Annotated in this window: 24 protein-coding genes and 1 pseudogene; 19 read left to right on the top strand and 6 right to left on the bottom strand. The window is 44.0% G+C overall.

From position 1 onward, the window contains the following. Positions 1-2 precede the first annotated feature (2 nt). The 16 genes from PUN35_RS07745 to PUN35_RS07670 are packed head-to-tail and all read left to right on the top strand — an operon-like array spanning position 3 to position 14,369. Positions 3-143 carry a hypothetical protein gene (locus PUN35_RS07745; RefSeq protein WP_014479557.1) on the top strand — a complete coding sequence of 47 codons (141 nt, stop codon included), beginning with the start codon at positions 3-5 and terminating at the stop codon, positions 141-143. Beyond that, complete coding sequence (locus PUN35_RS07740) at positions 144-5,147, top strand: transglycosylase SLT domain-containing protein (RefSeq protein WP_031600410.1); 5,004 nt, start codon at positions 144-146, stop codon at positions 5,145-5,147. Then, positions 5,140-5,799: a LysM peptidoglycan-binding domain-containing protein gene (locus PUN35_RS07735; protein WP_014479559.1), complete on the top strand. Its 660-nt coding sequence runs from the start codon at positions 5,140-5,142 to the stop codon at positions 5,797-5,799. Before PUN35_RS07740 ends, PUN35_RS07735 begins: the two co-directional genes overlap by 8 nt. 15 nt (positions 5,800-5,814) lie before the next feature. Further along, positions 5,815-6,792, top strand: coding sequence for a phage-like element PBSX protein XkdQ (locus PUN35_RS07730; RefSeq protein ID WP_003245730.1), 978 nt, complete (start codon positions 5,815-5,817; stop codon positions 6,790-6,792). Then, positions 6,792-7,058: a DUF2577 family protein gene (locus PUN35_RS07725; protein WP_003244812.1), complete on the top strand. Its 267-nt coding sequence runs from the start codon at positions 6,792-6,794 to the stop codon at positions 7,056-7,058. Before PUN35_RS07730 ends, PUN35_RS07725 begins: the two co-directional genes overlap by 1 nt. A 57-nt stretch (positions 7,059-7,115) precedes the next feature. Beyond that, positions 7,116-7,541, top strand: a complete 426-nt coding sequence (locus PUN35_RS07720) for a DUF2634 domain-containing protein (RefSeq protein ID WP_014479560.1) — start codon at positions 7,116-7,118, stop codon at positions 7,539-7,541. Next, positions 7,534-8,580 carry a baseplate J/gp47 family protein gene (locus PUN35_RS07715; protein WP_003232669.1) on the top strand — a complete coding sequence of 349 codons (1,047 nt, stop codon included), beginning with the start codon at positions 7,534-7,536 and terminating at the stop codon, positions 8,578-8,580. Before PUN35_RS07720 ends, PUN35_RS07715 begins: the two co-directional genes overlap by 8 nt. Further along, positions 8,564-9,142 carry a YmfQ family protein gene (locus tag PUN35_RS07710; RefSeq protein ID WP_014476551.1) on the top strand — a complete coding sequence of 193 codons (579 nt, stop codon included), beginning with the start codon at positions 8,564-8,566 and terminating at the stop codon, positions 9,140-9,142. The genes PUN35_RS07715 and PUN35_RS07710 overlap by 17 nt, the downstream gene beginning before the upstream one ends. Beyond that, entirely contained in the window at positions 9,139-9,411 is a 273-nt protein-coding gene (locus PUN35_RS07705; protein ID WP_003232665.1) for a hypothetical protein, read from the top strand. The genes PUN35_RS07710 and PUN35_RS07705 overlap by 4 nt, the downstream gene beginning before the upstream one ends. A 2-nt stretch (positions 9,412-9,413) precedes the next feature. Next, a complete protein-coding gene (locus tag PUN35_RS07700) occupies positions 9,414-11,477 on the top strand; it encodes a hypothetical protein (protein WP_014479561.1) in 2,064 nt (687 codons plus the stop codon). An 11-nt stretch (positions 11,478-11,488) separates the two neighbouring features. Further along, the gene (locus PUN35_RS07695) at positions 11,489-11,818 is read left to right on the top strand and encodes an XkdW family protein (RefSeq protein ID WP_014479562.1); all 330 of its coding nucleotides are present in this window, start codon (positions 11,489-11,491) and stop codon (positions 11,816-11,818) included. Beyond that, positions 11,815-11,979, top strand: coding sequence for an XkdX family protein (locus tag PUN35_RS07690; RefSeq protein ID WP_014479563.1), 165 nt, complete (start codon positions 11,815-11,817; stop codon positions 11,977-11,979). The genes PUN35_RS07695 and PUN35_RS07690 overlap by 4 nt, the downstream gene beginning before the upstream one ends. Positions 11,980-12,025: 46 nt before the next feature. Then, complete coding sequence (gene xepA, locus PUN35_RS07685; RefSeq protein WP_014479564.1) at positions 12,026-12,865, top strand: phage-like element PBSX protein XepA; 840 nt, start codon at positions 12,026-12,028, stop codon at positions 12,863-12,865. Positions 12,866-12,917: 52 nt separating this feature from the next. After that, a complete protein-coding gene (locus PUN35_RS07680) occupies positions 12,918-13,187 on the top strand; it encodes a hemolysin XhlA family protein (protein ID WP_014479565.1) in 270 nt (89 codons plus the stop codon). A 12-nt stretch (positions 13,188-13,199) separates the two neighbouring features. Next, on the top strand, positions 13,200-13,463 hold the full coding sequence (locus tag PUN35_RS07675) for a phage holin (protein ID WP_014479566.1): 264 nt from the start codon (positions 13,200-13,202) through the stop codon (positions 13,461-13,463). Between the two features lie 12 nt (positions 13,464-13,475). After that, entirely contained in the window at positions 13,476-14,369 is an 894-nt protein-coding gene (locus PUN35_RS07670) for an N-acetylmuramoyl-L-alanine amidase (protein ID WP_014479567.1), read from the top strand. 37 nt (positions 14,370-14,406) lie between these two features. Here PUN35_RS07670 and spoIISC read toward each other — a convergent pair whose 3' ends face one another. From spoIISC to steT, 6 genes are all read right to left on the bottom strand, one after another. Continuing rightward, positions 14,407-14,544 (bottom strand): three component toxin-antitoxin-antitoxin system antitoxin SpoIISC, encoded by a 138-nt coding sequence (gene spoIISC / locus PUN35_RS07665; protein WP_003232648.1) that lies wholly within the window; start codon positions 14,542-14,544, stop codon positions 14,407-14,409. A gap of 85 nt (positions 14,545-14,629) precedes the next feature. Beyond that, the gene (gene spoIISB, locus PUN35_RS07660) at positions 14,630-14,800 is read right to left on the bottom strand and encodes a three component toxin-antitoxin-antitoxin system antitoxin SpoIISB (protein WP_003232646.1); all 171 of its coding nucleotides are present in this window, start codon (positions 14,798-14,800) and stop codon (positions 14,630-14,632) included. After that, positions 14,800-15,546 (bottom strand): toxin-antitoxin-antitoxin system toxin SpoIISA, encoded by a 747-nt coding sequence (spoIISA, locus tag PUN35_RS07655; protein ID WP_003244695.1) that lies wholly within the window; start codon positions 15,544-15,546, stop codon positions 14,800-14,802. Before spoIISA ends, spoIISB begins: the two co-directional genes overlap by 1 nt. Positions 15,547-15,655: 109 nt before the next feature. Next, complete coding sequence (locus PUN35_RS07650) at positions 15,656-16,657, bottom strand: inorganic phosphate transporter (RefSeq protein ID WP_014479569.1); 1,002 nt, start codon at positions 16,655-16,657, stop codon at positions 15,656-15,658. Between the two features lie 12 nt (positions 16,658-16,669). Beyond that, positions 16,670-17,287, bottom strand: coding sequence for a DUF47 domain-containing protein (locus PUN35_RS07645; RefSeq protein ID WP_003218470.1), 618 nt, complete (start codon positions 17,285-17,287; stop codon positions 16,670-16,672). Between the two features lie 275 nt (positions 17,288-17,562). Then, on the bottom strand, positions 17,563-18,879 hold the full coding sequence (gene steT, locus PUN35_RS07640; RefSeq protein ID WP_014479570.1) for a serine/threonine exchanger: 1,317 nt from the start codon (positions 18,877-18,879) through the stop codon (positions 17,563-17,565). Positions 18,880-19,267: 388 nt separating this feature from the next. Here steT and PUN35_RS07635 point away from each other — a divergent pair, with 388 nt between their 5' ends. The 3 genes and pseudogenes from PUN35_RS07635 to PUN35_RS07625 all read left to right on the top strand — a co-directional run bounded on the left by PUN35_RS07635 (position 19,268) and on the right by PUN35_RS07625 (position 22,585). Then, positions 19,268-20,218 carry a ring-cleaving dioxygenase gene (locus tag PUN35_RS07635; RefSeq protein WP_014479571.1) on the top strand — a complete coding sequence of 317 codons (951 nt, stop codon included), beginning with the start codon at positions 19,268-19,270 and terminating at the stop codon, positions 20,216-20,218. Positions 20,219-20,326: 108 nt separating this feature from the next. Next, positions 20,327-20,422: pseudogene (locus PUN35_RS07630) on the top strand (hypothetical protein); the annotation flags it as partial. Between the two features lie 12 nt (positions 20,423-20,434). Next, the gene (locus PUN35_RS07625; RefSeq protein WP_014479572.1) at positions 20,435-22,585 is read left to right on the top strand and encodes a glycosyltransferase family 39 protein; all 2,151 of its coding nucleotides are present in this window, start codon (positions 20,435-20,437) and stop codon (positions 22,583-22,585) included. Positions 22,586-22,588: the final 3 nt, after the last annotated feature.

Below are 22,588 nucleotides of genomic sequence, written 5' to 3'. Positions count from 1 at the left end.
CGATGCACGAGCTTCACTATTCCCCATCAGATTTATTGGCGCTCTACGAAGCGCCCAGAAACTATAAAGCGCTGTTGTATGGACTGATCGGATATAAGCTCGATCTCCTTGAAAAACAAGCAAAGAAAGGAGGGGCATCGTAATTGGCAAAGCTGACAGCAAGGTTTGAAATGGAAGACCGTGTAAGTAAAAAGTTAAGAAAGATCCAGAATGGGTTTAGAGCACTTGAAAAATATAGAAAAATGGTGCAGCGAAAAAGCGCTATTGATGTACGAAAAGAAAGCAAAACTGTATTAAGGACAATTGATCGCATACAAAAATCATTAAAGAAAAAGCTTGGCGCCCAAATGATCTCCATTTCAACTGAGGATAAAGCCAGCAGTATCATTCAGCAGGTTAATGTTCAATTGCAGGGATTGCCGTCATCTGTATCTATTAAAATAGATGCTAGTGACCAAGCAACCGAAAAGTTTGAACGATTAAGAGAGCTCGTGGCAGGTTTTAAAGGCTTTACGATTATGCTGAGTGCAGAAGATCAAGTGTTGCCGGCTGTGCAAAAAATACAGCGCTATATGGAAACTGCACTTAAAAATGGTTACTCTGTTACGATACGCGTGATTGATCACGTCATGAAAACAGTCGGTCGTATTTCTGCTGGTATTGATGCCTTAACAGGAAAAGACAACAAACTTGAGCTCGCTATTAATGACAAGGTGTCAAATAAGCTGGATTCATTGCAGAAAAGAATTGACAGCATGGGAAGCTCAGGTCCCTCCGAGAAAGGAGCGCCTTCAGCAGGAGGAAATACAGGAGATATTGCGAGCATGTTTGATCCAGAAACGATTTTGACAGCACTGGACAAATTTGCTGCTTCATTCATGGAAAAGGTGGATGAAATCGCTACAAAGTTCAGCCCGGAAACAATCTTAACAGAACTGGATAAATTTACAACATCGTTCATGAATAAGGTGGATGAGATCGCCACAAAATTCAGCCCGGAAACAATCTTAACAGAGCTGGATAAATTTACAACATCGTGCATGAGTAAAGTGGACGCAATTGCAACGAAGTTCAGTCCAGAAACGATTCTGGCACAGCTGGATAAGTTCACAGCATCGTTCATGAGCAAAGTTGATGCGATTGCGACAAAGTTCAGTCCAGAGACAATTTTGTCGCAGCTGGATAAGTTCACAACATCGTTCATGAGCAAGGTGGACGCAATCGCGACAAAGTTCAGTCCAGAGACAATTTTGTCGCAGCTGGATAAATTCACAACATCGTTTATGAGCAAGGTGGACGCAATAGCGACGAAATTCAGTCCAGAAACGATCTTGTCGCAGCTGGATAAATTCACAACATCGTTCATGAATAAAGTGGACGCAATCGCAACAAAGTTCAGTCCAGAGACGATTTTGGCACAGCTGGATAAATTCACAACATCGTTCATGAGTAAAGTGGATGCAATTGCAAGTAAATTCAGTCCAGAAGCGATTTTTAAGCAGCTGGACAAGTTTACAGATTCCTTTATGAAAAAAGTGGATGATATCGCAAGTAAATTCAGTCCAGAAGCGATTTTTAAGCAGCTGGACAAGTTTACAGATTCCTTTATGAAAAAAGTGGATGATATCGCCAGCAAATTCAGTCCAGAAGCGATTTTTAAGCAGCTGGACAAGTTTACAGATTCCTTTATGAAAAAAGTGGATGATATCGTAAGTAAATTCAGCCCGGAAACCATTTTTAACGAGCTTGACAAGTTTACAGATTCCTTTATGAAAAAAGTGGACGATGTCGTAAGTAAATTCAGCCCGGAAACCATTTTTAACGAGCTTGACAAGTTTACAGATTCCTTTATGAAAAAAGTAGATGATGTCGCCAGCAAATTCAGTCCAGACGCCATTATTACTAAAGCGGAAGACTTTGTAACAAATATTGTTGACAAAATTTCAGAGAAATTTAATTTCCTGAACCCGGATAAAATCGCTAATAAAGCAGAAAAGTTTGTTGATAACATTGTTTCAAAAATCGCCAAGAAATTCGAGAAATTCAGCCCTGATAAAATTATTGAAAAAGTGGGAGAGTTTTTTGAAAAAATTATAAAAGGCATTGCTGAGAAGCTGGGGAATCTGGATATTGGCGGGTTGTTTGGCGGCAAATCCAGCGGAAGCAAAGGCAAACAAAAAGCTTCAAAAGCCAATACAAAGAACTCAACTTCTAACAATTCAAACCGCACTAAAAAACCTTCTATGAACCAAAAATCTTCAGGTTCAAAATCGAAAAAGTCAGGCGGCAAATGGGGCGGGGCTTGTGGTTGCTGCTGTGCCGGAATCAGTACAGGCAAAAGCAAAAAAGTCAAAAATAGAAACGGTTCATCAACAAAAGGGAATAAAACAAATCCTGTGAATACACCTAAATCTGCTAAAGGAGCAGCAGGCAAAGGTTTTTCAGGCCTTCTGAAAACATTGGGTGAATCAAAAGGCTTAAAAGGCGGACTGAAGGGCTTAAAAGGAGCTGCAAAAGGAATACCGGGATTAGGCGAAATACTGTCCCTTACTGACTTAGCCGGTATCAATAAGGATAATGCTGGTGAAAAAGTAGGTTCAGCCGGCGGAGGTTTAGCAGGAGCCGCTACAGGAGCGGCTATTGGAAGCGTTGTGCCGGGAGTCGGGACCGCTATTGGCGGTGTTGTAGGAGGAATTGCCGGTACTTTCGGCGGTGAAAGTTTAGGCAAGGCAATTGATGCCGGCGCTCTAGAAGATACATGGAACAGCATTACAGAGGGTGCGCAAAATGCCTGGTCAGTCATTCAGGATACTTTGGGAACTGTATCAACATGGTTTATGGACAATGTCTGGACGCCAGTATCAACTGCAGTTGTGGGTGTAGCAACAAGCATATGGTCCAACATCGTAAATGCATGGACAACGATTCAAACGATATTTAGCACGGTGGCAACATGGTTTATGGACAATGTCTGGACGCCGGTTTCATCAGCAGTTGTGGGTGTAGCAACAGCAATATGGTCTAAAATCGTAAATGCATGGACGACAATTAAAAATGTGTTCAGTACAGTTGCTTCATGGTTTATGAGTAATGTGTGGGGGCCAGTCAAATCTGCTGTAATAGGAGCGGCAACTACAATCTGGGATAAAATGACCGGTGCTTGGAATAAGATTAAGAGTGTTTTCAGTACGGTATCGGGATGGTTCATGGATACAGTTTGGAACCCGGTCAAAAATACAGTCTCAGATGTAGGCAAGGGAATCTCAGAGGCTTTCAAAAAAGCGATAGACACCGTTAAGAACATTTGGAAAGGCCTGAGCGGCTGGTTTAAAAAGAATATTCAAGAACCTCTTACAAAGGTGGGAGAAGCGATTTCAGATGCTTTTTCTAAAGCGTTCGGCTGGGTGAAGCAAATCTGGGATAAAGCTGGCGGCGTAGCTAGTAAAGTAATTAATTTTGTAACCGGCGGCGGTGATCCGAATAAAGGTAAGGATCCAGATAAAAATGCCACAGGCGGCTACATCACCAAACCAACCATCTCGTGGATCGGTGAAGCCGGCAAGGAATTCGTTATCCCGGTCGATAACAACCGAGGCCGGGGGAAGATGCTTCTTTCACAAGCGGCGTCTAAGCTGGGTATGCAAGTTGTAGACGACATGGGAGCAGCTTCGTCTTCTGGCGGAAGTCCAGCATCTATTTCAGGAGGAGCAGCTGTCAGTCCTTTATCAGGCTCAGCCTCCCCAGCAATGAACACTGCAAATCTTACAGGCCAAGCGTCCACACTCGGACAGCAATTTTCAGAAGGCTTTGGTAAAGGCATCAGCGATCAGCCGGTCAAAATGGAAGACTGGAAAAAGAAAAACATCAATACGCCATTTACACAAATGATTTCTGCTTCACCAAATTACGGTAAACAAATGGTAAGCGGGTATGCCAAGGGCCAAAACGGCACTGCAACCGGAACGGACGGCTTTTTGCAATCAAAAGTTAAAACGCCGTACCAAGCCACTATGAACAAATCGTCTTCATGGGGCACAGGAACGGTCAAAGGCTTTGCGCAAGGACAAAACTCAACCCAAACAGGGACTGCACAGTATGTGAGTACACATGTTGACAAACCGTTCCTGCGTTCAAAAGACACATCGAACAGCTGGGGTTCAGGCATGATCGGAAACTTTGTGACAGGCATGAATTCTAAATCCAGTGAAGTAAAACAAGCGGCAAAGGATATGGCCAAGAGAGTGGAGCAGGCTTTCCGTGAGGAATTAGATATCCATTCACCTTCCCGTGTCATGATGAGCTTGGGGCGTTTTGCTTCAATTGGTGTTGTCAAAGGCCTTGGCTCAGTAGATGTAAAGAAATATGCTGAAAAACAAGCCGGATCACTGGCGGCTGCCTATTCCGGAATGGGAGCCATGGGCGGGAACGTAAAACAGTGGATTATGGCCGCTCTCATGGCCACCAAGACACCAATGAGCTGGCTTCCGGGTCTCTTGACGATTGCGCAGCATGAATCCGGAGGCAATCCGAACGCAATCAACCTGTGGGACAGCAACGCAAAAGCGGGGCATCCGTCACAAGGGCTGATGCAGACGATCCCAAGCACTTTTAATGACCATAAAGCACCGGGTATGGGTAACATTAAAAACCCGATTCACAACGCTGCTGCCGCAATCGGCTACATCAAAAGCAGATACGGCTCTATTGACAATGTACCTGGTATTAAAAGCATGAAGCATGGCGGACCTTATGTCGGTTACGCAAACGGCGGGCTGATTACAGAAGAACAAATTGCACGTGTCGGTGAAGGAAACAAGCGGGAATGGATCATCCCAGAGGAACGTGGCATCCGAGGCCGCTACCTCCTTCAGAGAGCTGCGCAAGCTCTGGGAATGGAAGTGACAGATCCGTCTCACCCCCAGCAGTCTGAGCTTTCTCGAGGACAAGTTTCCGCTGTTACTTCAGCTAGCCGGCCAACCGCAGCGGTTTCTGGATCAAAAGAGATTTATATTCAATTTAACGGTGACCAGCATTTCCATAATGGACAAGACGCCGAAACCCTTGCGGCGAAAATCAAGCAGGCATTACTTGATGAATTACAAAATGACATTAACACCGGAACAAAGGGGGTCGTGGCTTTTGACTAAGTCTATCTATGAATTTTGGATATCACAGGGGAAAGAAAAGCTGCGATTCCCTGTTCTTCCTGAAGCGATTGATATAGCGAATAGTGTACAAAATGACTCAGTAAAGATAACGGGATTGGGTGAACTAACGTTTATTGAAGAACCCGGAGCAAAAGAAATTTCATTTTCTTCTTTTTTTCCAAAAAAGTATACGCCGATAGCTGAATATCAAAATCTCCCGTCTCCGGAAAATGCCATTGCGAAAATTGAAAAATGGATGAAGGTAAAAAAGCCTGTTCAATTTTTAATTACGGGAACAAAAATTAATATGACATGCAGTATTGAAAGCCTTAAATATAGTGAGGGAGACAATGAAATAGGAGATCGGGATTTTGATATTGTGCTAAAAGAATACAAAACCGCTTCCCCGCGGAAAATCAAGCAAAAGAAAAAAACAAAGGCAAAACGTCCGTCGAAGGCTGCGCCGAAGACGTACACAGTGAAAAAGGGAGACACGCTATGGGACATTGCAGGCAGATTTTACGGGAACAGCACTCAATGGCGCAAAATTTGGAACGCCAATAAAACATCAATGATCAAACGAAGCAAACGGAACATCAGGCAGCCGGGTCACTGGATTTTTCCCGGCCAAAAATTAAAGATACCGCAATGAAACAGGTGATGTATGATGATAGAACTGTTCGTCATTAAAGACACAGAGTGGCTTGAGCTGGTTGCTGAAAGCGTATCGCTTGAGGGCCATCGTTATCAGGCGCCGCGCTCCATTGAAGCGACCATCGTCACCAAACAGGGCGACCAGACGTATTACAGTGTCTCAGAAGGAGATACGGTCTTGTTTAAATGGAAGGGAAAAGAGCTGTTTCGGGGCATTGTTTTTGCAAGAACCCCGGACGAGCATACGCTTGCCTTCAGCGCTTATGACATGCTTCAGTACCTGGTCAAAAACCAGGATATGTACGTGTTTTCCAATCAGCGGGCTGACCAGATCATCAGAAGGATTGCTAGTGACTTCCAGATACCGACAACCTCGATCGCAAACACAGGCCATACGATCAAAAGTCTTGTCATTAAAAATGATACGACATTGTATGACATCATATTAAAAGCGCTGAAACAGACGAAAAGCCAGACAGGACGACATTACCAGCTGTATTCGGAAAAAGGAAAGCTCGGTCTGCGCGCTTGGCCAGATCCGTCAGAGGTATGGGTGCTTGAAACGGGCGTCAATATCACGGGCTACCAATACAGCACTTCTATAAACGACACTGCTACTCGGGTGGTGCTTCGCCGGCAGAAGGACAATAAGACATATAAAGCCTCTGCCAAGGACAGTTCAGGCTTAAATAAATACGGTGTGCTTCAATATACGGAAACGGTCACAGATGACATCAACCAGGCACAGCTTCAGCAGCGGGCAGATGTACGTCTTGCTGAAAAAAAGGGCGTGAAAAAAGAACTGAAAAATATTCAGGCAGTGGGCATCCCGGAAGTGCAGAGCGGCTTGCCTGTCTATATTTCGATTCCGGAGGCCGGCATCAAGAAAACCTATTGGGTAGATACGGACCGGCATGAATTTAAAGGAACGAAACATACGATGACGATCGATGTTGTCGAAAAGAATACGATGCCGGAAGGAGTTTCCTGATGAGATTAAGTGAGGCTATAAAACATTTGGCAGTCGGCGCAGTTGACGCTGAGTCTCCGGTAGAACTGCTCCCGGCTGAAGTCGTTTCGGTTTCTCCTGTGGAAATCAAATTAAAAGAAAACAGCAAACTGATCATACCGGAAGACGCCATCATTATCCCAAAACGAATGCAGTCCGGAGGAGACGATGCACTCGAACCGGGGGATCGCCTCATGACCGCGGCTCTGACTGGCGGGCAATCGTTTTTTATTTTAGATAAGGTATAGACAAAACCGCTTCAGTACGAAGGGGTTTTTATTTAGCATGTAAAAGGAGTGGGCATCATGGCCCTGACACCAGAAGTGGAGTTTGAAGATATTGAAGATGAGAGCGAAGTCATTGAAACCTCGCAAACGTACAAAATAGATTTTGAAAACGGAAGAATTACGAATGAGCTGATTACCGGGCTTGAAGCGATCAGGCAGTTCGTGTATATCGCCTTACAGACAGAACGCTATGCATATTCCATATACAGCCATAATGTCGGAAACGAGCTTCAGGACGTGCTGACAGATCATGAGACGACTGATGCGTATAAAAAGATGGAGATTCCGAGACTGATAGAAGAGGCGCTGGTTTATGATGACCGGATATCGGCTGTAACAGATTTTGAGATTGAAAAACAAGGCGACGCGTTTCATGTGTCCTTCGTGGTGGAGACGGATGAAGGAACGCTTGAGATTGAGGAGGTGATTGGCGAACATGTTTGAAGATCAGACTTTTGAAGCGATTATGGAGCGTATGCTGAACAGCATTTCCGCAGATATTGACACAAGAGAAGGCAGCGTCATTTATAATGCGTTAGCCCCGGCGGCGGCCGAGCTTGCGAAGTCTTATATATGGCTGGATACTGTGCTTGAGCTCGTTTTTTCTGATACCGCACAAGGCGAATTTTTAGACAGGCGTGCAGCGGAAGCGGGAATTGAACGGACAGCCGCGACAAAGGCGGTCAGAGCGGGAGAGTTTACATCTGGAGTTACTATTCCTGTCGGCTCCCGCTTTTACGTGGATAATCTTTATTTTCAATATACGGCAGACGGGACACTCATCTGTGAAACACCTGGTGAAGCAGGAAACGCCAATCTGACCGGACGCAATTTACTGTCATTGGATACCATTCCCGGTTTAGAAACGGCCATAGTCAAAGAAATCCTGATTCCGGGACGCGAGGAAGAGGGAGATGACAGCTTGCGAGAACGGTATTTTACAAGGGTTCGGCGTGAGGCCGTCAGTGCCAATAAAATGCATTATAAAGAGTGGGCTGAGGAAGTGGACGGTGTGGGAAAGGCAAAGATCTTCCCGCTTTGGAACGGTGAAGGCACGGTCAAAATTGTCGTCACGAATGCGAATCTTGAGCCCGCTTCTCCTATTTTAATTCAAAAAGTGAAAGATTATATCGACCCTGAACCAGGGCAGGGAGAGGGACAGGCGCCAATCGGAGCCGTTGTCACAGTGGAAAGCGCGGTCTGGAAGGAAGTTGAGATTTCTGCCGAAGTGCTCCCTGAGATCAATCACTCAATTGATGAAGTGAAGTCAGAAATTGAGGAAGGCGTTTTGAATCTCTTTAAGAAAATGGCGTTTGAAGATAACGTCATCCGCCTTTCTCAAATTAACAATATCGTCTATAATTCACCATCAGTCAGTGACTACTCCAATATTCAAATCAACGGCACGTCTGAAAATCTGGTGCTGAGCGACGTGGAAATTCCTAAGCTTGGGCAGGTGAAGATCATTGAGCAAACAAGATGACATGAGAGCTTATCTGCCGCCGTTTCTCACCAGCCTTAAAGAAATGGCTGAGCTGCTGAAAGCGGAAGCGCCTGAGTTTGATAAACAAAATGACAGCATATTTGATCTGACGGATCAGTTATTCGTACCGACGGCGACATGGGGGCTCAGCCGCTGGGAAAAGATTTTAAATGTGCCTCGGGAATCAGGCGACACAGATGAGATCAGACGATTGCGGCTCATTTCCAAAATGTCGAACATCCCGCCAATCACATATAGGGCCATTGAGCAGGCGGTAAACCGTTTCTTGAAAAACCCGTCTGCACAGGTCCGCCTGCTTCCCGGCGAATACCGATTTAACGTCGATATCAATGTTGATGACCTCCAGCACATGAATGAGCTGATCGAAGCGATAGAAAACATGAAACCCGCTCATTTGGCGTATACGCTCAGAGGCGGATTGAATGAGACGCTACAAATCAAAGATACAGTCATCCTGAATCACCGCAGATACCGAACAGCCAGTGAGCTCAAGGTCGGTTATTCTGTCACTCTTAACAACAATGAGGTGGTTTTAACTTGATTTCAACCATATACAGAGAACGCACAGCGGCTGATCTAAAAAGCAGAATCGATCACGTGCTGCTCAACGGCCAAAAAACAGAAATAGTAGAGCTTGCCATTGACGGTGCGACCGTCACCGTTCTGACAAAACGTGAGGAAGACATCAAGCATATCGAAACGGTACAAATTTTTGACGAGCTGGGCAACGTCATTACAGAGAGAAAGACTGACCTGGACGTCAGCGAAAACAGAACACTCGATTTCAGATTTACTTTTGAGGTGGTGTAAACATGGCATACGAAGAAAAAACAGACTGGCTTCCGGACGACCCAATCAACGAAGATGACGTCAACCGCTGGGAAAAAGGCATAAAAGACGCCCACACCGACCTGGCCGCCCACAAAAACGACATGAACAACCCCCACAACACAACAAAGGCGCAAATCGGGCTGGGGAACGTGGATAATGTGCAGCAGGCGGCGAAGAAGGATTTTGACAAGCATGAGCAAGATCAGGTGCGGCATATTACATCGACAGAGCGTGAAAACTGGAACGCAAAAGAAACTCCAGGTGAAGCTCAAAATAAGGCAGATCAAGCTGAAGCAAACGCCAAAGCCTATACAGATAGTTTTGCTGCACGAAGAGATAATCCTAACCAAGTAACAAAAGCACAAGTTGGACTTGGGAATGTCGAAAATGTGAAACAAGCCTCACAAGCAGATTTTGATGCTCATTTAAGCAATACTAAAGTTCATGTATCTGAAGGGGAAAGAAATAAATGGAATGCTGCCCAACTAATTAAACTTACTGGAGACGATGGTAAAAGAATACAACTCCAAGACGGTACAGATATTCTTACATTATCTTCTGGGTTTTATTGTGCAGTTGGTCAGTCAGTTGTAAACAACCCGGTGGAAGGCGATGCAACTTGGTATAACTACGATATTGTAGAAGGCGGTTCAGGAAGGAAAACAATAGTAGCTTACCAAAGTTGGGGAAGCATGATGTGGATCGGAATGGTTCACACTGATGGAGAATTTAGAGGATGGAAACAAATTGCAACAACAGATTTTATAGATAGAGTTCAATCAGAATTAGATATTCATAAAAATGATAAAACTAATCCACATTCAGTTACTAAACAACAAGTGGGTCTCGGAAATGTTGAGAATGTTAAGCAGGAGACACCTGATGGTGCGCAAAAAAAAGCTGATACTGCTTTGAACCAATCAAAAGATTATACTAACAGCACGGCCTTTATTACTAGACCATTAAATTCAATAACCGATGCAAATGATTTAAATCTTCCGCCTGGCACTTATCGTTTAGACACTAATTACATGAATGCAAATCCAGAATTGCAAAATCAATTTCCGCTAAATGATAACAGAACAGGTTTATTAATTATCTACCCTTCTGCAAATAAATGGGCTACACGTCAAGATTGGTTTAGCATCTCTACGAAAACACTTTATACAAGGGTAGCTGTTAATGGTACTGAGTATACCGATTGGTATATATTGGAAACATCGGAAGGTTCACAAAGTAAAGCAGATAAAGCTTTAGCTGATGCTAAAAACTATGTTGACTCTAACTATACGAATAATAAATTAACAGTTCTTACAGGATCCAATGCAATTCAAGACGCTAGAACAAGCGGCAATGAGTATCCAGCTGGGCTGACTTTTATGGATATAGGAGCAAATAATACAACAGGTTACCCGCTTACCTATGGCATAGTAAAAAATGAAAAGTATAGTAATTATCGATTTGCTCAATATTTTTATGGGACAGGAAATGAGTCAAACTCTTATTTTACTAGTACAGGTTCTTGGATTCGCCATTGGTGGTCCGATTCCGGTTGGACAGCTTGGCATAAAATTTCTGGATTTGCTCATGCAAATATCGGAACTACAGGAAAGCAGCAATTGATTAAAGGAGAACTTCAAAAAGTAAAATATAATAGAAAAATAAAAGATAGCCATAATACTTTTGATACTAAAAACAATAGATTTATTGTTCCGAATGATGGAATGTTTTTGGTGAACGCGGGATTGTATATAGAAAATTATCAAAGGTATGTAAACTATGAATTGGACATTTATTTAAATGGTGTTAGATATAAAAATATTGCACACTATAGGGCAAATCCAGGAGACCAGTCGGATACTACCGAAATAAATGTTGGACTTTATGGGGCTGCAACAGTTCCAGCAAATCAAGGGGATTATATTGAAATTTACTTATATGTCGGATATAACGGTGGTACTACTCGGTATACAACAGAAAGCTCGGGGTGGTATAACTACTTTGATATTACAGAAATCGGCGGCAGAAATTACCCGAGAACTTAGGAGGTGCAAAAATGATATTATACGACGCAATCATGTACAAATACCCTGACGCTGTGCCAAGAAAGGATTTTGAGCTGCGCAATGACGGCAATGGTTCTTACATTGAAAAATGGAACCTGCGCTCGCCCATCCCAACACAAAAAGAACTCGAAACTTGGTGGGAAGAGCTGCAAAAAAACCCGCCGTACGAGCCGCCTGATCAGGTGGAGCTTCTCGCTCAGGAGTTGTCGCAGGAAAAGCTGGCACGTAAGCAGCTTGAAGAGCTGAACAAAACTTTGGGAAGCGAGCTGGCAGGTATTAAGCTTTCACTACTTTCTTTGAAAGGAGATTACTCTGAATGAATTATTGGGTGCTTGCCCTCTATTATGAGTGGGCGACAGCAGATATGGTAAAACAAGCATTAGCATATAAAGACTGTTCAATTGAGGATCTGGCAGAGGGTGTGAACAAAAAGCTGATCACAGCTGACCAGTATAAAGAAATTACCGGTAAAGCCATGTAGTAAGGCTTTTTTATTTTGCCTGTTTTTAGATCAAAGGAGGATGAAGATGGTGAAGTATCAATATGAATTTCCTCTCGATAGGACTGGAAAAGCTGGCGCTGTAAAGCCCTATCGAGGAGGAAAAAATGATTTTGTGACACCTGTTTCGAATTTGTCAGGCGTAGCGGAGATTTTAACAAATGCTTCCTTAAAGGCGACTGAGGCATATAGTCAACTCGGGCAGGACAGGCTTGGCGCAGTTCTGATTTCGAAAGTGAAGGGCTGGGCGTATGCAGATCGTGAAGGTACGCTCTTTATAGAAGAAAGCGACAACAACAATGTTTGGACAACGACAGCAGCAGTTAATGTCGCAGCAGGTGTCCTGACAGCGACGGACTGGGTATATCTTTCTAAACGCTATTACCGCTTCCGCTATGTGAACGGGAATCTTCAGCAATCCGAGTTTGTATTATACCAATCGGTCGGTGCGGGTGAGATGGATGTGCGTGTCAATGGAAAAACGCCTTTACAGATTGACTTTGCGGATAATCAAACACACGATGGACGGCTGAAAGTCGAGGCTCGCAAAACATTTGACTTTGTCTTTCATGAAAATGCAGAGTCCGCCGGCGAGGGGGCTGCCTTACCTGTTGACGGTGCCGCGCATTTACTCGTTGAAGTCTACGGCACAGCAGAAATGAGCGAAGTCAAATTTTGGGGCAAATCGGTGTCAGGACAGAAACTGCCGATCAGAGGCGTGAAAACTGATGATGCTACCACTGCCTCCAGTACATTAGGAAAAGCCGAGGCATGGGCCTTTGATATTAAAGGGTTTAAGGAGATTATCATGGAGATTATCAGTATCACCGGCGGTACTCTTTCGGTAAAAGGGACCGCGGTTTCATAACAGTCTCGGCCCTCGGAAGGGAGGTGATCTGCATGTGAAGGAGGAGTGAGAGATGCAGCAAGAGGCAGATGTGAATGTGTTTCAGCAAGATTTATTAGACATGAAAGGCGAGCACAAAGCACTTGAGCAGAGGGTTTCTGCATTAGAACGCGTGTCTGACCGGCAAGACCAGCAAATCATGACGCTGAACGAAAAATTAAACAAAATTGAAGAAAACACCACGTGGATTAAACGCACCATCACAGGTGCCATCATTACAGCAGTGTCTACAGGCATCATTGGCGGAGCCATCGCCATTATGTACAGCCTGCTGCAGCATTAAAGGGGGATTTTCATGAACACGTTTGACAAGGGCACGGTCATCAGGACGGTGCTTCTTTTAATTGCTTTAATCAACCAGACCATGCTGATGCTCGGCAAATCACCATTGGACATTCAGGAGGAGCAGGTCAATCAGCTCGCTGACGCCCTTTATTCAGCCGGTTCCATTGCATTTACAATTGGAACGACACTTGCCGCTTGGTTTAAAAACAACTATATAACAGAAAAAGGGAAAAAACAGCGCGACTTGTTAAGGGACAATAATCTGACGAAATAAGGAGAGATGAAAATGGTTAACATTATTCAAGACTTTATTCCGGTTGGCGCAAATAACCGTCCAGGCTACGCAATGACGCCGCTTTACATTACGGTGCACAATACAGCGAATACCGCAGTAGGGGCAGATGCTGCGGCCCATGCCCGCTATTTGAAAAATCCTGATACGACGACAAGCTGGCATTTTACAGTTGATGATACAGAAATTTATCAGCATCTGCCTTTGAATGAAAACGGCTGGCATGCGGGAGACGGAAATGGCAGCGGCAACCGGGCTTCTATCGGAATTGAAATTTGCGAAAATGCTGATGGAGATTTTGCAAAAGCAACAGCAAATGCCCAGTGGCTCATCAAAACATTAATGGCTGAACATAATATCAGTCTCGCCAATGTCGTCCCTCATAAGTATTGGTCAGGGAAGGAATGTCCGCGAAAATTATTAGATACGTGGGATTCGTTCAAAGCAGGAATTGGGGGAGGCGGCAGCCAAACTTACGTCGTGAAACAGGGCGACACGCTTACATCGATAGCGAGAGCATTTGGTGTTACGGTTGCTCAGCTGCAAGAGTGGAACAATATCGAAGACCCGAATCTTATTCGCGTTGGTCAAGTATTAATTGTAAGTGCTCCATCGTCCGCTGAAGAACCCGAGCTCTATCCGCTCCCTGATGGTATCATTCAATTGACAACACCTTATACCTCAGGAGAACACGTCTTTCAGGTGCAACGAGCACTTGCGGCTCTGTATTTTTACCCTGATAAAGGCGCTGTTAACAACGGAATTGACGGCGTTTACGGACCGAAAACAGCTGACGCAGTTGCCCGTTTTCAGTCTGTTAACGGTTTAACTGCTGACGGTATCTATGGGCCTGCGACGAAAGCGAAGATCGCAGCGCAATTAAGCTGATCAAAGACCATAAAAAATCCCGGAGCCGCTCCGGGATTTATTTTTTCTTCTTCAACTTTTTAATAATTCCAGCACTGCGCTCCCTCACCCGAAGCGAGTACCCGGAAAGCCCAAACCTTCCGTAATCAACAAACTTCACACGCCTCACCAATTTTTTCACTGTATCACCTGACATTATCCTCTGTTTGTATTTATTATATGTCACCCTTTAAGAAAAGGAATAAGGACAAGAGCTGTTTTCCCTTGTCCTTTTAGTGTGATCATGCTTTTTTTCGTTTATACTCGTCAATCAGCCGTTCGTTTTCTTTGAAGATTCTTGCTGTATGCGGACTGACTTGATAGCTTGCGACACTGGTGGTTGAACGTTTTTTCAGGATTTTAAACGGCTTCGCCGCTCTGGGCTCGCATCTGTTTTGAAACGCACGTTCCATTATCCTTCACCTTCCTCCTCAATTGGCAGCACCAAATCATATATGCTCGTTAATGACGTAAATAGCAAATAATCAAATTCCGTGACAATGCTGTCAGACGTCAGCTTGATGACATAGTTCTGTGTCTCGATGGTAAAGGGGATGAGAACCACTTTTCCGTATTGGTCGTAATAAACATCCTTTCGATCGAGCCGTGTTTGTACATCTGCCGGATCATCCATATGCTCGGTTAACCGGTCTTTATCAGCCTGTGTCGAATAGTGGCAAAGAGAGGCCGTTAAGTTCATTTTATCAGCATAGGTTTTCAGCAGTTTATCAATACCTTCAGCATAAGCATCTATACTTCCATAATAAACATGGATCGGTTCGTTTTTCAATAGGTATTGGTATGTTTTCAGCCGATTGAGGTACATGTGGAGCATTTCGTTGTTTTCTTCAAGAATTTCTCTTGTGTCTGTTTCAAGCTCGCTGCCGGCCAGTTTTTTGACGTATGCACTTAAGAAGATAAAAGCATCAATCAAAGCAAAACTGACTGCGACAATGAGATACCGTTCCCAGTGGGTAAATAGGGAAGTGGGCTCATATGTCCAGTATACCATAGCGCCCAGAACAAACAGCAAATACCAAGTTTTCCGGATGGCGGACATTTTTTCTTTGACCTTCGCTTCGAAACGCCACGTGGCATACACGTATAACCCCAGTCCGGCCACGATGCACCAGACCATGATCTGAAAGAATAAAACCATATTCGAATCCCTCACATCTGAAATAGGTTCTGCTTATTGTATTCGAGAGATCCGGATGGTTTTCCTGTTCCATCAAAAAAACCGCTCCTTTGACAGAAGCGGTGTGACATTAAAATATCATATTTAAAATAAAGTAGGCGATGGCACCAAGTGTCGCTGAAATCGGAAGCGTGATGACCCATGTAATGAGCATTCGCTTGGCCGTACCCCAGTTTACGCCTTTTACGCGGTGGGACGCACCGACGCCAAGAATTGATGAAGAAATGACGTGGGTTGTACTGACCGGCAAATGAATAAACGTGGCGCCGAAAATAATGGCTGCTCCGGTTAAGTCAGCGGAAACACCGTTTACCGGGCGGATTTTCATGATCTTTCCGCCAACGGTTTTGATGATTTTCCAGCCGCCGATTGATGTTCCGAGACCCATGGCTGTCGCGCAGGCGAATTGCACCCAGGTAGGAATATCATTAGCAGAAGTATGTAAATTCGCTGTGATGAGAGCCATTGTGATAATTCCCATTGCTTTTTGCGCATCGTTTGTTCCGTGTGTATACGATTGCAGGGCAGCTGTTACAATCTGCACTCTGCGGAATTGCTTATTCGTTTTCGCCAAGTTGCTGTCTTTGAAAATCAGCTTAACGATGCTATAAAGAATAAAACCAAGGACAAAGGCAATAATTGGTGATAGGATCAGTGCTTCAATGATTTTAATGAAGCCCTTATAGTTTAACGCTGCAAATCCGGCTGCCGCAATGGCTGCACCGGCAATAGCGCCGATGATGGCATGGGATGAGCTGCTTGGGATACCGTAGTACCATGTGATAAGGTTCCAGGCAATTGCAGCGAGTAGCGCAGCCAAAATGACAACAGAGCCATTTTCCAGCGTATAAGGATCTACGATGTCTTTCGTAATGGTTTTGGCAACACCCGTAAACGTCATTGCTCCGATAAAGTTCATCACAGCCGCCAATATAATGGCATGGCGCGGTTTCAACGCTTTTGTTGATACTGAAGTCGCAATTGCGTTTGCCGTATCATGAAACCCGTTGATGAAATCAAACGCCAGAGCACAAATGACTATTAGTATCGTTAATATTAATAGAATATCCATTTTTACCCCTCGTTACGCGTTTTTCATAATGATGGTTTCAAGATTATTGGCAACACTTTGACAAGAGTCGGCGATTTCTTCAAGCGTTTCGTAAATTTCACGATATTGAATGACTTTGATTGGGTCTGTTTCATTTCCGAAAAGATTCTTTAATGATTTTCTGTGCAAGTTGTCACAGCTGTGCTCATACTCTTTTATTTTGATTGCGTGAGGCTGAATATCCTTTAAGCGATTTTCTGCCAGCAGCTCGATCGTAATCAAAATCTCTTTCGCGCATTCTCTGATGTATCCGCTGAATTTATCGATATGCTCGTCTGATGAAGTAATTGAGAAAATTTCCATCATGGCAGAGAAATGTTCGATTCCGTCAAGCACATCATCCAAGCTGTTTGTCAGCTGAAGGATATCTTCGCGCTCAATAGGAGTGATGAACGCTTTGTTAAGCTCTTTAATCATGACATGGACATGATTGTCACCTTTTGTTTCATATTCCTTTAACGTATCTGCAAATTCTTTAAGAGTCGTTTGGTTAGTGACCTTAAAATTCACAAAATATTCTGCAGTTTCGTCTATGTTCTTTGCAATTTCTGTTAAAAGGAGTGAGAACTTATCTTTTTTTCTTCTTATCATTAAAAACCCTCCATAGTTTGAATGAACAATGCACACATCAAATTATTATATAGCCTTTTGTCGAAAAAAAACAGGTAAAGTCGAAAAAAACGTATCTTGACTTTTTTGATAAATCGTGTCTCCTTATTTTGACCTACTTCGCTTTAAAAAAACGACCCAAGTTTGCAAAAACTTTCTGCTTAACGTAAAAAGTATATCAAAAGTTGTGTTTTTCCTGTCAACTTTTATCTTCTGTTTCACCAAAAAACGGTTCCCTAAACAAGGGAACCGTTTTATCAGCTTGCTTTTCGTTTTTTCATCCCGTAATAGACAGGCAGTCCGGCAAGGCCGATGAGGATGGATAATCCGCAGCTCATTGTATCTGTAATGAGTGTGCTGCCTAGCACAAAGAAGGAGCCCGCGATTGCCAGAATTGGCATAAATGGATAAAGCGGAACACTGTAGGCGCGCTTTTTTCCCTTTGCTCGCTTGCGGAGAATAAACACTGCAAAAAAGGCCATCACATAAAAGATGTAGATCATGAAAATGGAGATTTCTGAGAGCTTATCAGGGTTGCTGATCAGCATCATAATCAAAGCTAAAGCAATTTGAAAAGAAATTGCAATCCATGGTGTGCGGAACGACGGGTGTACATGTGACAGTTTTTCAGCAAATGGAAGCTGTTTGCGTTCCGCCATTGCAAATGAAACACGCGGGAAAGAAAGCACCTTTCCATTTAAGCACCCAAAGATGCTGACGATAATCCCTACACTGATCAGCTTTCCGCCAATTGACCCGAACAGCATGGTTGCCGCGGTGCTTGTCGCATTTTCACCAAGCGTGACAATTTCGTTCGCTGACAGGATGTGAAGCAATGCAAAATTAATGAAAATATAGATCGCCGTTACAATTAATAATCCGCCCGTCATAGCGCGTGGCAGCAGCTTTTCAGGATTTTTCATTTCTCCGCCGAGAGCGGCAAGGAGAATCCATCCGTCATAAGCAAACAACGTAGCTAAAATAGCCGCCCCGAAGTTCATATCAGAAATGCTTTCGTTTACTGCTGTGAAGATGTGCTGATCGCCTTTCCAAAGGCCAAAGATGATGATGCAGGCAATCGGAATCAGTTTTCCGATCGTTGTCAGCGTTTGGACAAAACCGCCGTATTTTGTACCGATAATATTAATGACGCATAAAAAGAGAACTGCTATAATTCCAATGACTTTTGATAGTCCAGATCCCCAGCCGAAAAGATTCGCCATTAAAGATCCAAAATATAAACCCAGCGCGCCAATAATCGCCGGGCCGTAAATGATAATCTGCACCCAGCCGCACAAAAATCCCCAAAACTCGCCGTACACTTCTTCAAGGTACGTATAAAGCCCGCCGGTTTTTGGAATCTGCGTTCCGATTTCCGCGATTGTCAAACCGCCCGCCAGTGTTAAAATACCGCCTAACAGCCAGGCGAAAAGCGCCATTTTTGAATCGCCTGAATAAGCAAGCACAGCGCCGGGCTTCATAAAAACACCAGAACCGATAATGGTTCCGATGACAAGAGTAAGGGCAAACAAGAGGCCTATCTCTTTTTTCAAACCGTTGTCTTCAGAATGCATGTCCTTAACCTCCTATGATGTTGAAGCTTCATGTTGAAGAATCTATTTTTTCATATTGTAAACCCTATTTTAGAAAAGTGAAATAAAATAAATTTTCTGATTTTCGAAATTTGCTTTGGGTACAGCAGATAAAACTGTGGAAACACCTGTTTTAACGATCTATAAACGAATAAAATTCATGATTTTTATTTACAAAGTTCGTGTTTTCTGTATTAGGATTTTAGCCGGTACAGAGGGGAGGTGAGAATTCAGAAAGTGAACGAACCTTCGGTGAAGCTGATATGTTGACTTTCTCATGCGAATAAAATACTTTGTTATTAGAACAATAAATATACAACTATGATATGATATCTTGAAATCGAGATAAAATAACCTGGAGGGACAGCATATGAAAGTTAACGGCATTCACCACGTATCGGCATTAACGGCCGACGCACAAAAAAACTTGGATTTCTATAAGAAAGTATTAGGATTAAAGCTCGTCAAAAAATCCGTCAATCAGGATGAACCGACCATGTACCATCTGTTCTACGGAGATGAAGTGGCAAACCCGGGAACTGAGCTGACGTTTTTCGAGATTCCCCGCATTGCACCGTTTCATGCAGGAACAAACAGTATTTCTTCTATTGGTTTGCGCGTCCCAAGCACAGAAGCCCTGCATTACTGGAAAGAACGTTTTGAAGAGCAGCAAGTAACGCACAGCGGCATCTCCAAAAGAGCCGGACGTGACATAATGGCATTTCAAGATCATGAAGGGCAGCGACTTGTGCTGACTGCTGATGAGGAAGGAAAAGGATATGGCCTGCCTGTTAAACAGAGCGGCATTCCGGAAGAATTTTCGTTTCGCGGGTTAGGGCCGGTTGAACTGACTGTGCCATATGCTGAACCAACTTTACACGTATTGACGAATATTCTTGGATTTACAGAAATCAGCCGTGAACCAGTCGAAGGGCAAGGAACCGCCGTTATTCTGGAATCAGGAGAAGGCGGTGCTGCAACGGAAATCCATTTAATAGAAAGAAACGATCTTCCGCGCGAGCGTCAAGGCAAAGGGAGTGTTCACCACGTCGCATTTCGGGTAAGAGATGAAGAAGAACTTGCCGGGTGGCACCGGATCATCAGCCGCGAAGGCTTTAGCAATTCCGGCATTGTGGAGCGCTACTATTTCAAGGCGCTGTATTTCAGAGAACCGAACGGCATTTTGTTCGAGTTATCAACGGACGGACCGGGCTTTATGGTAGATGAAAATCTTGATGAGCTTGGCCAAACGATCGCTCTTCCGCCGTATCTTGAGCATCGAAGAGCAGAAATTGAAGCGAAATTGAAACCGATCCAATAAATTGTGATTCATTTGCCTTCCGGCGCGCCGGAGGGCTTTTTTATTTTGGGAAAACGCATCGCCGATTACGATTTGGAGAAAGGGCTAGAAACCAGCTGTATATAGGATGATTGGCATGAAATGGCCTCGGCAAAAATATTGTCTTTGTTTATTAATAGTTTATTCATATTTGCTTGTTACACTATTTCCAAGTTAGCCAAAAGGAGTGAAAAACACGTGGAAAAGAAAAAACGCGAGCTGGATATTTTCCTCATCCTCATTTTGCTCGCATCTGCATTCTTAAATATCTATAACATCTGGAATGATGATACGGTGAATCCTTATTACACCGCTGCAGTCACAAGTATGATGCAAAGCTTTCATAATTTTTTCTATGCCTCATTCGACGCGGCGGGGTTTATAACGGTTGATAAACCGCCTATTACGTTTCAGATACAAACCATCAGCGCACTTATATTCGGTATGCACGGCTGGAGCGTCATCCTGCCTCAGGCACTTGCTGGTGTAGGTTCTGTCCTTTTAATGTATCTGTTAATAAAACCGACATTCGGTAAGACAGCAGCAAGAATTGCCTCTTTCATCATGGCATGTACACCGATTGCTGTAGCTGTAGCACGTACAAACAATGTTGATGCATTACTGGTATTTTTCTTATTGCTTGCTACATGGCTTCTCTTTAAAGCGATCAGAAAAGGAAAGCTGATCTGGCTGTTAGCAGCATTTTTCGTTGTTGGAGTAGGATTTAATACAAAAATGCTGCAGGCTTACATGATTTTACCGGCTTTCTTATTGTTCTATCTGATTGCGGCAAACGCCACAATCAAGAAAAAAATCGTTTCATTGGTAAGTGCGTTAGCCGTATTAGCAGCCGTTTCGTTATCGTGGCCGCTCATTGTCGACAATATCCCTGCAAGCAAGCGGCCTTATATCGGAAGCAGCCAAACCAACTCTGTTTTGGAATTGGCTTTCGGCTATAACGGAATCCAGCGGCTGACAGGCCAAAATTCAGGCGGCGGCCAGGGTGCGCCAAACAAAGACGCTTCAAAAGAAATGTCTTCTTCTGATAACACTCAAGCACCGCCTAATCAGTCATCAAGCAACAGCTCATCAAGCGATGGTAAATCCTCAAATGGCAATATGGCGGCGCCTCCATCCAATGGCCAAATGCCAAGCGGCGGTCAAGGAGGCCCTCCAAGCGGCGGAGATGGCGGCCAAGGCGGACCCGGCGGAGACGGAGGGAAAGGCGGTACAGGAACCGGTTCGAAAATGCAATCAGGTTCAGGGATGTTTGGAACGGGAACACCTGGTCCACTGCGGCTTTTCCAACAAGAGTTATCTGATCAAATCAGCTGGCTTCTGCCATTTGCGATTTTTGGAATCGCAGGCTTACTGATCGCTGGCGCGAGAGAAAGAAGAAGATTATCTATAGAGCAGAAGGAAACGGTGTTCTGGGTTGCGTGGCTTGTACCGATTGCCGGATTCTTCAGTGTCGCAGAATTTTTCCATCATTATTATCTCATCATGCTGGCACCGCCGATTGCGGCTCTTGTCGGTGCGGGATGGGTTGCTCTTGTTCATCTGTACCGCAATCAGACAGGCTGGAAAGCATGGCTTTTGCCGGGAGCAATTATTGCGACAACTGGATTTGAATTGTTTATTCTCAGAAACTACAACGATCAAATCGGTGCAGGCTGGAGCATCGGTGTAGGTGTTATCGGCGTGTTGTCAGCGATTGCTTTGCTGCTGTTTAAACAGCGCCAAAAACCGTTCAGTTATTATGTTTCACTTGCAGCTCTCCTCGCATTGCTGGTGATGCCGATTTACTGGGCAAGTACACCGCTTCTGTACGGAGGCAACAGCTCACTGCCTGAAACAGGCCCTCAGCTCGCATCAATGAGCGGAAAAGGCATGGGAATGTCTGATGCGACTGTAAATGAAAAACTGATCAAATATCTAGAGGAGAATAACTCCGGAGCTGAATACCTATTCGCCACAACCGATTCGAACACAGCGGCACCATATATCATTAAAACGAAAAAAGCTGTCATGGCTATTGGCGGATACAGCGGTTCTGACCCGGCGATCACACTGACTCAATTCAAAAAACTTGTAAAAGAAGGAAAAGTGAAATACTTCTTGGCTTCTGGAATGGGAAGAGGCGGAAACAATGACATTGTTGAATGGGTTGAGAAAAATGGAAAAGAAGTAGCATCAGAAAAATGGCAATCAAGTTCTGATCAAAAAACAGAAAATACTGATTCGGCTGATACATCAAGCAGCAAGGCTTCAGGTGAAAACGGCAAAATGGGCGGACCTGGCGGAATGAATCAGTCAGCAACATTATACGAACTACATGCTGATGAATAGGAG

Origin of the sequence: Bacillus sp. N3378-2at (assembly GCF_033412715.1) — a bacterium.
Lineage (GTDB): Bacteria > Bacillota > Bacilli > Bacillales > Bacillaceae > Bacillus > Bacillus subtilis.
The sequence above is the reverse complement of the archived record's forward strand: the minus strand, read 5'-3'. Positions and strand labels throughout refer to the sequence as shown.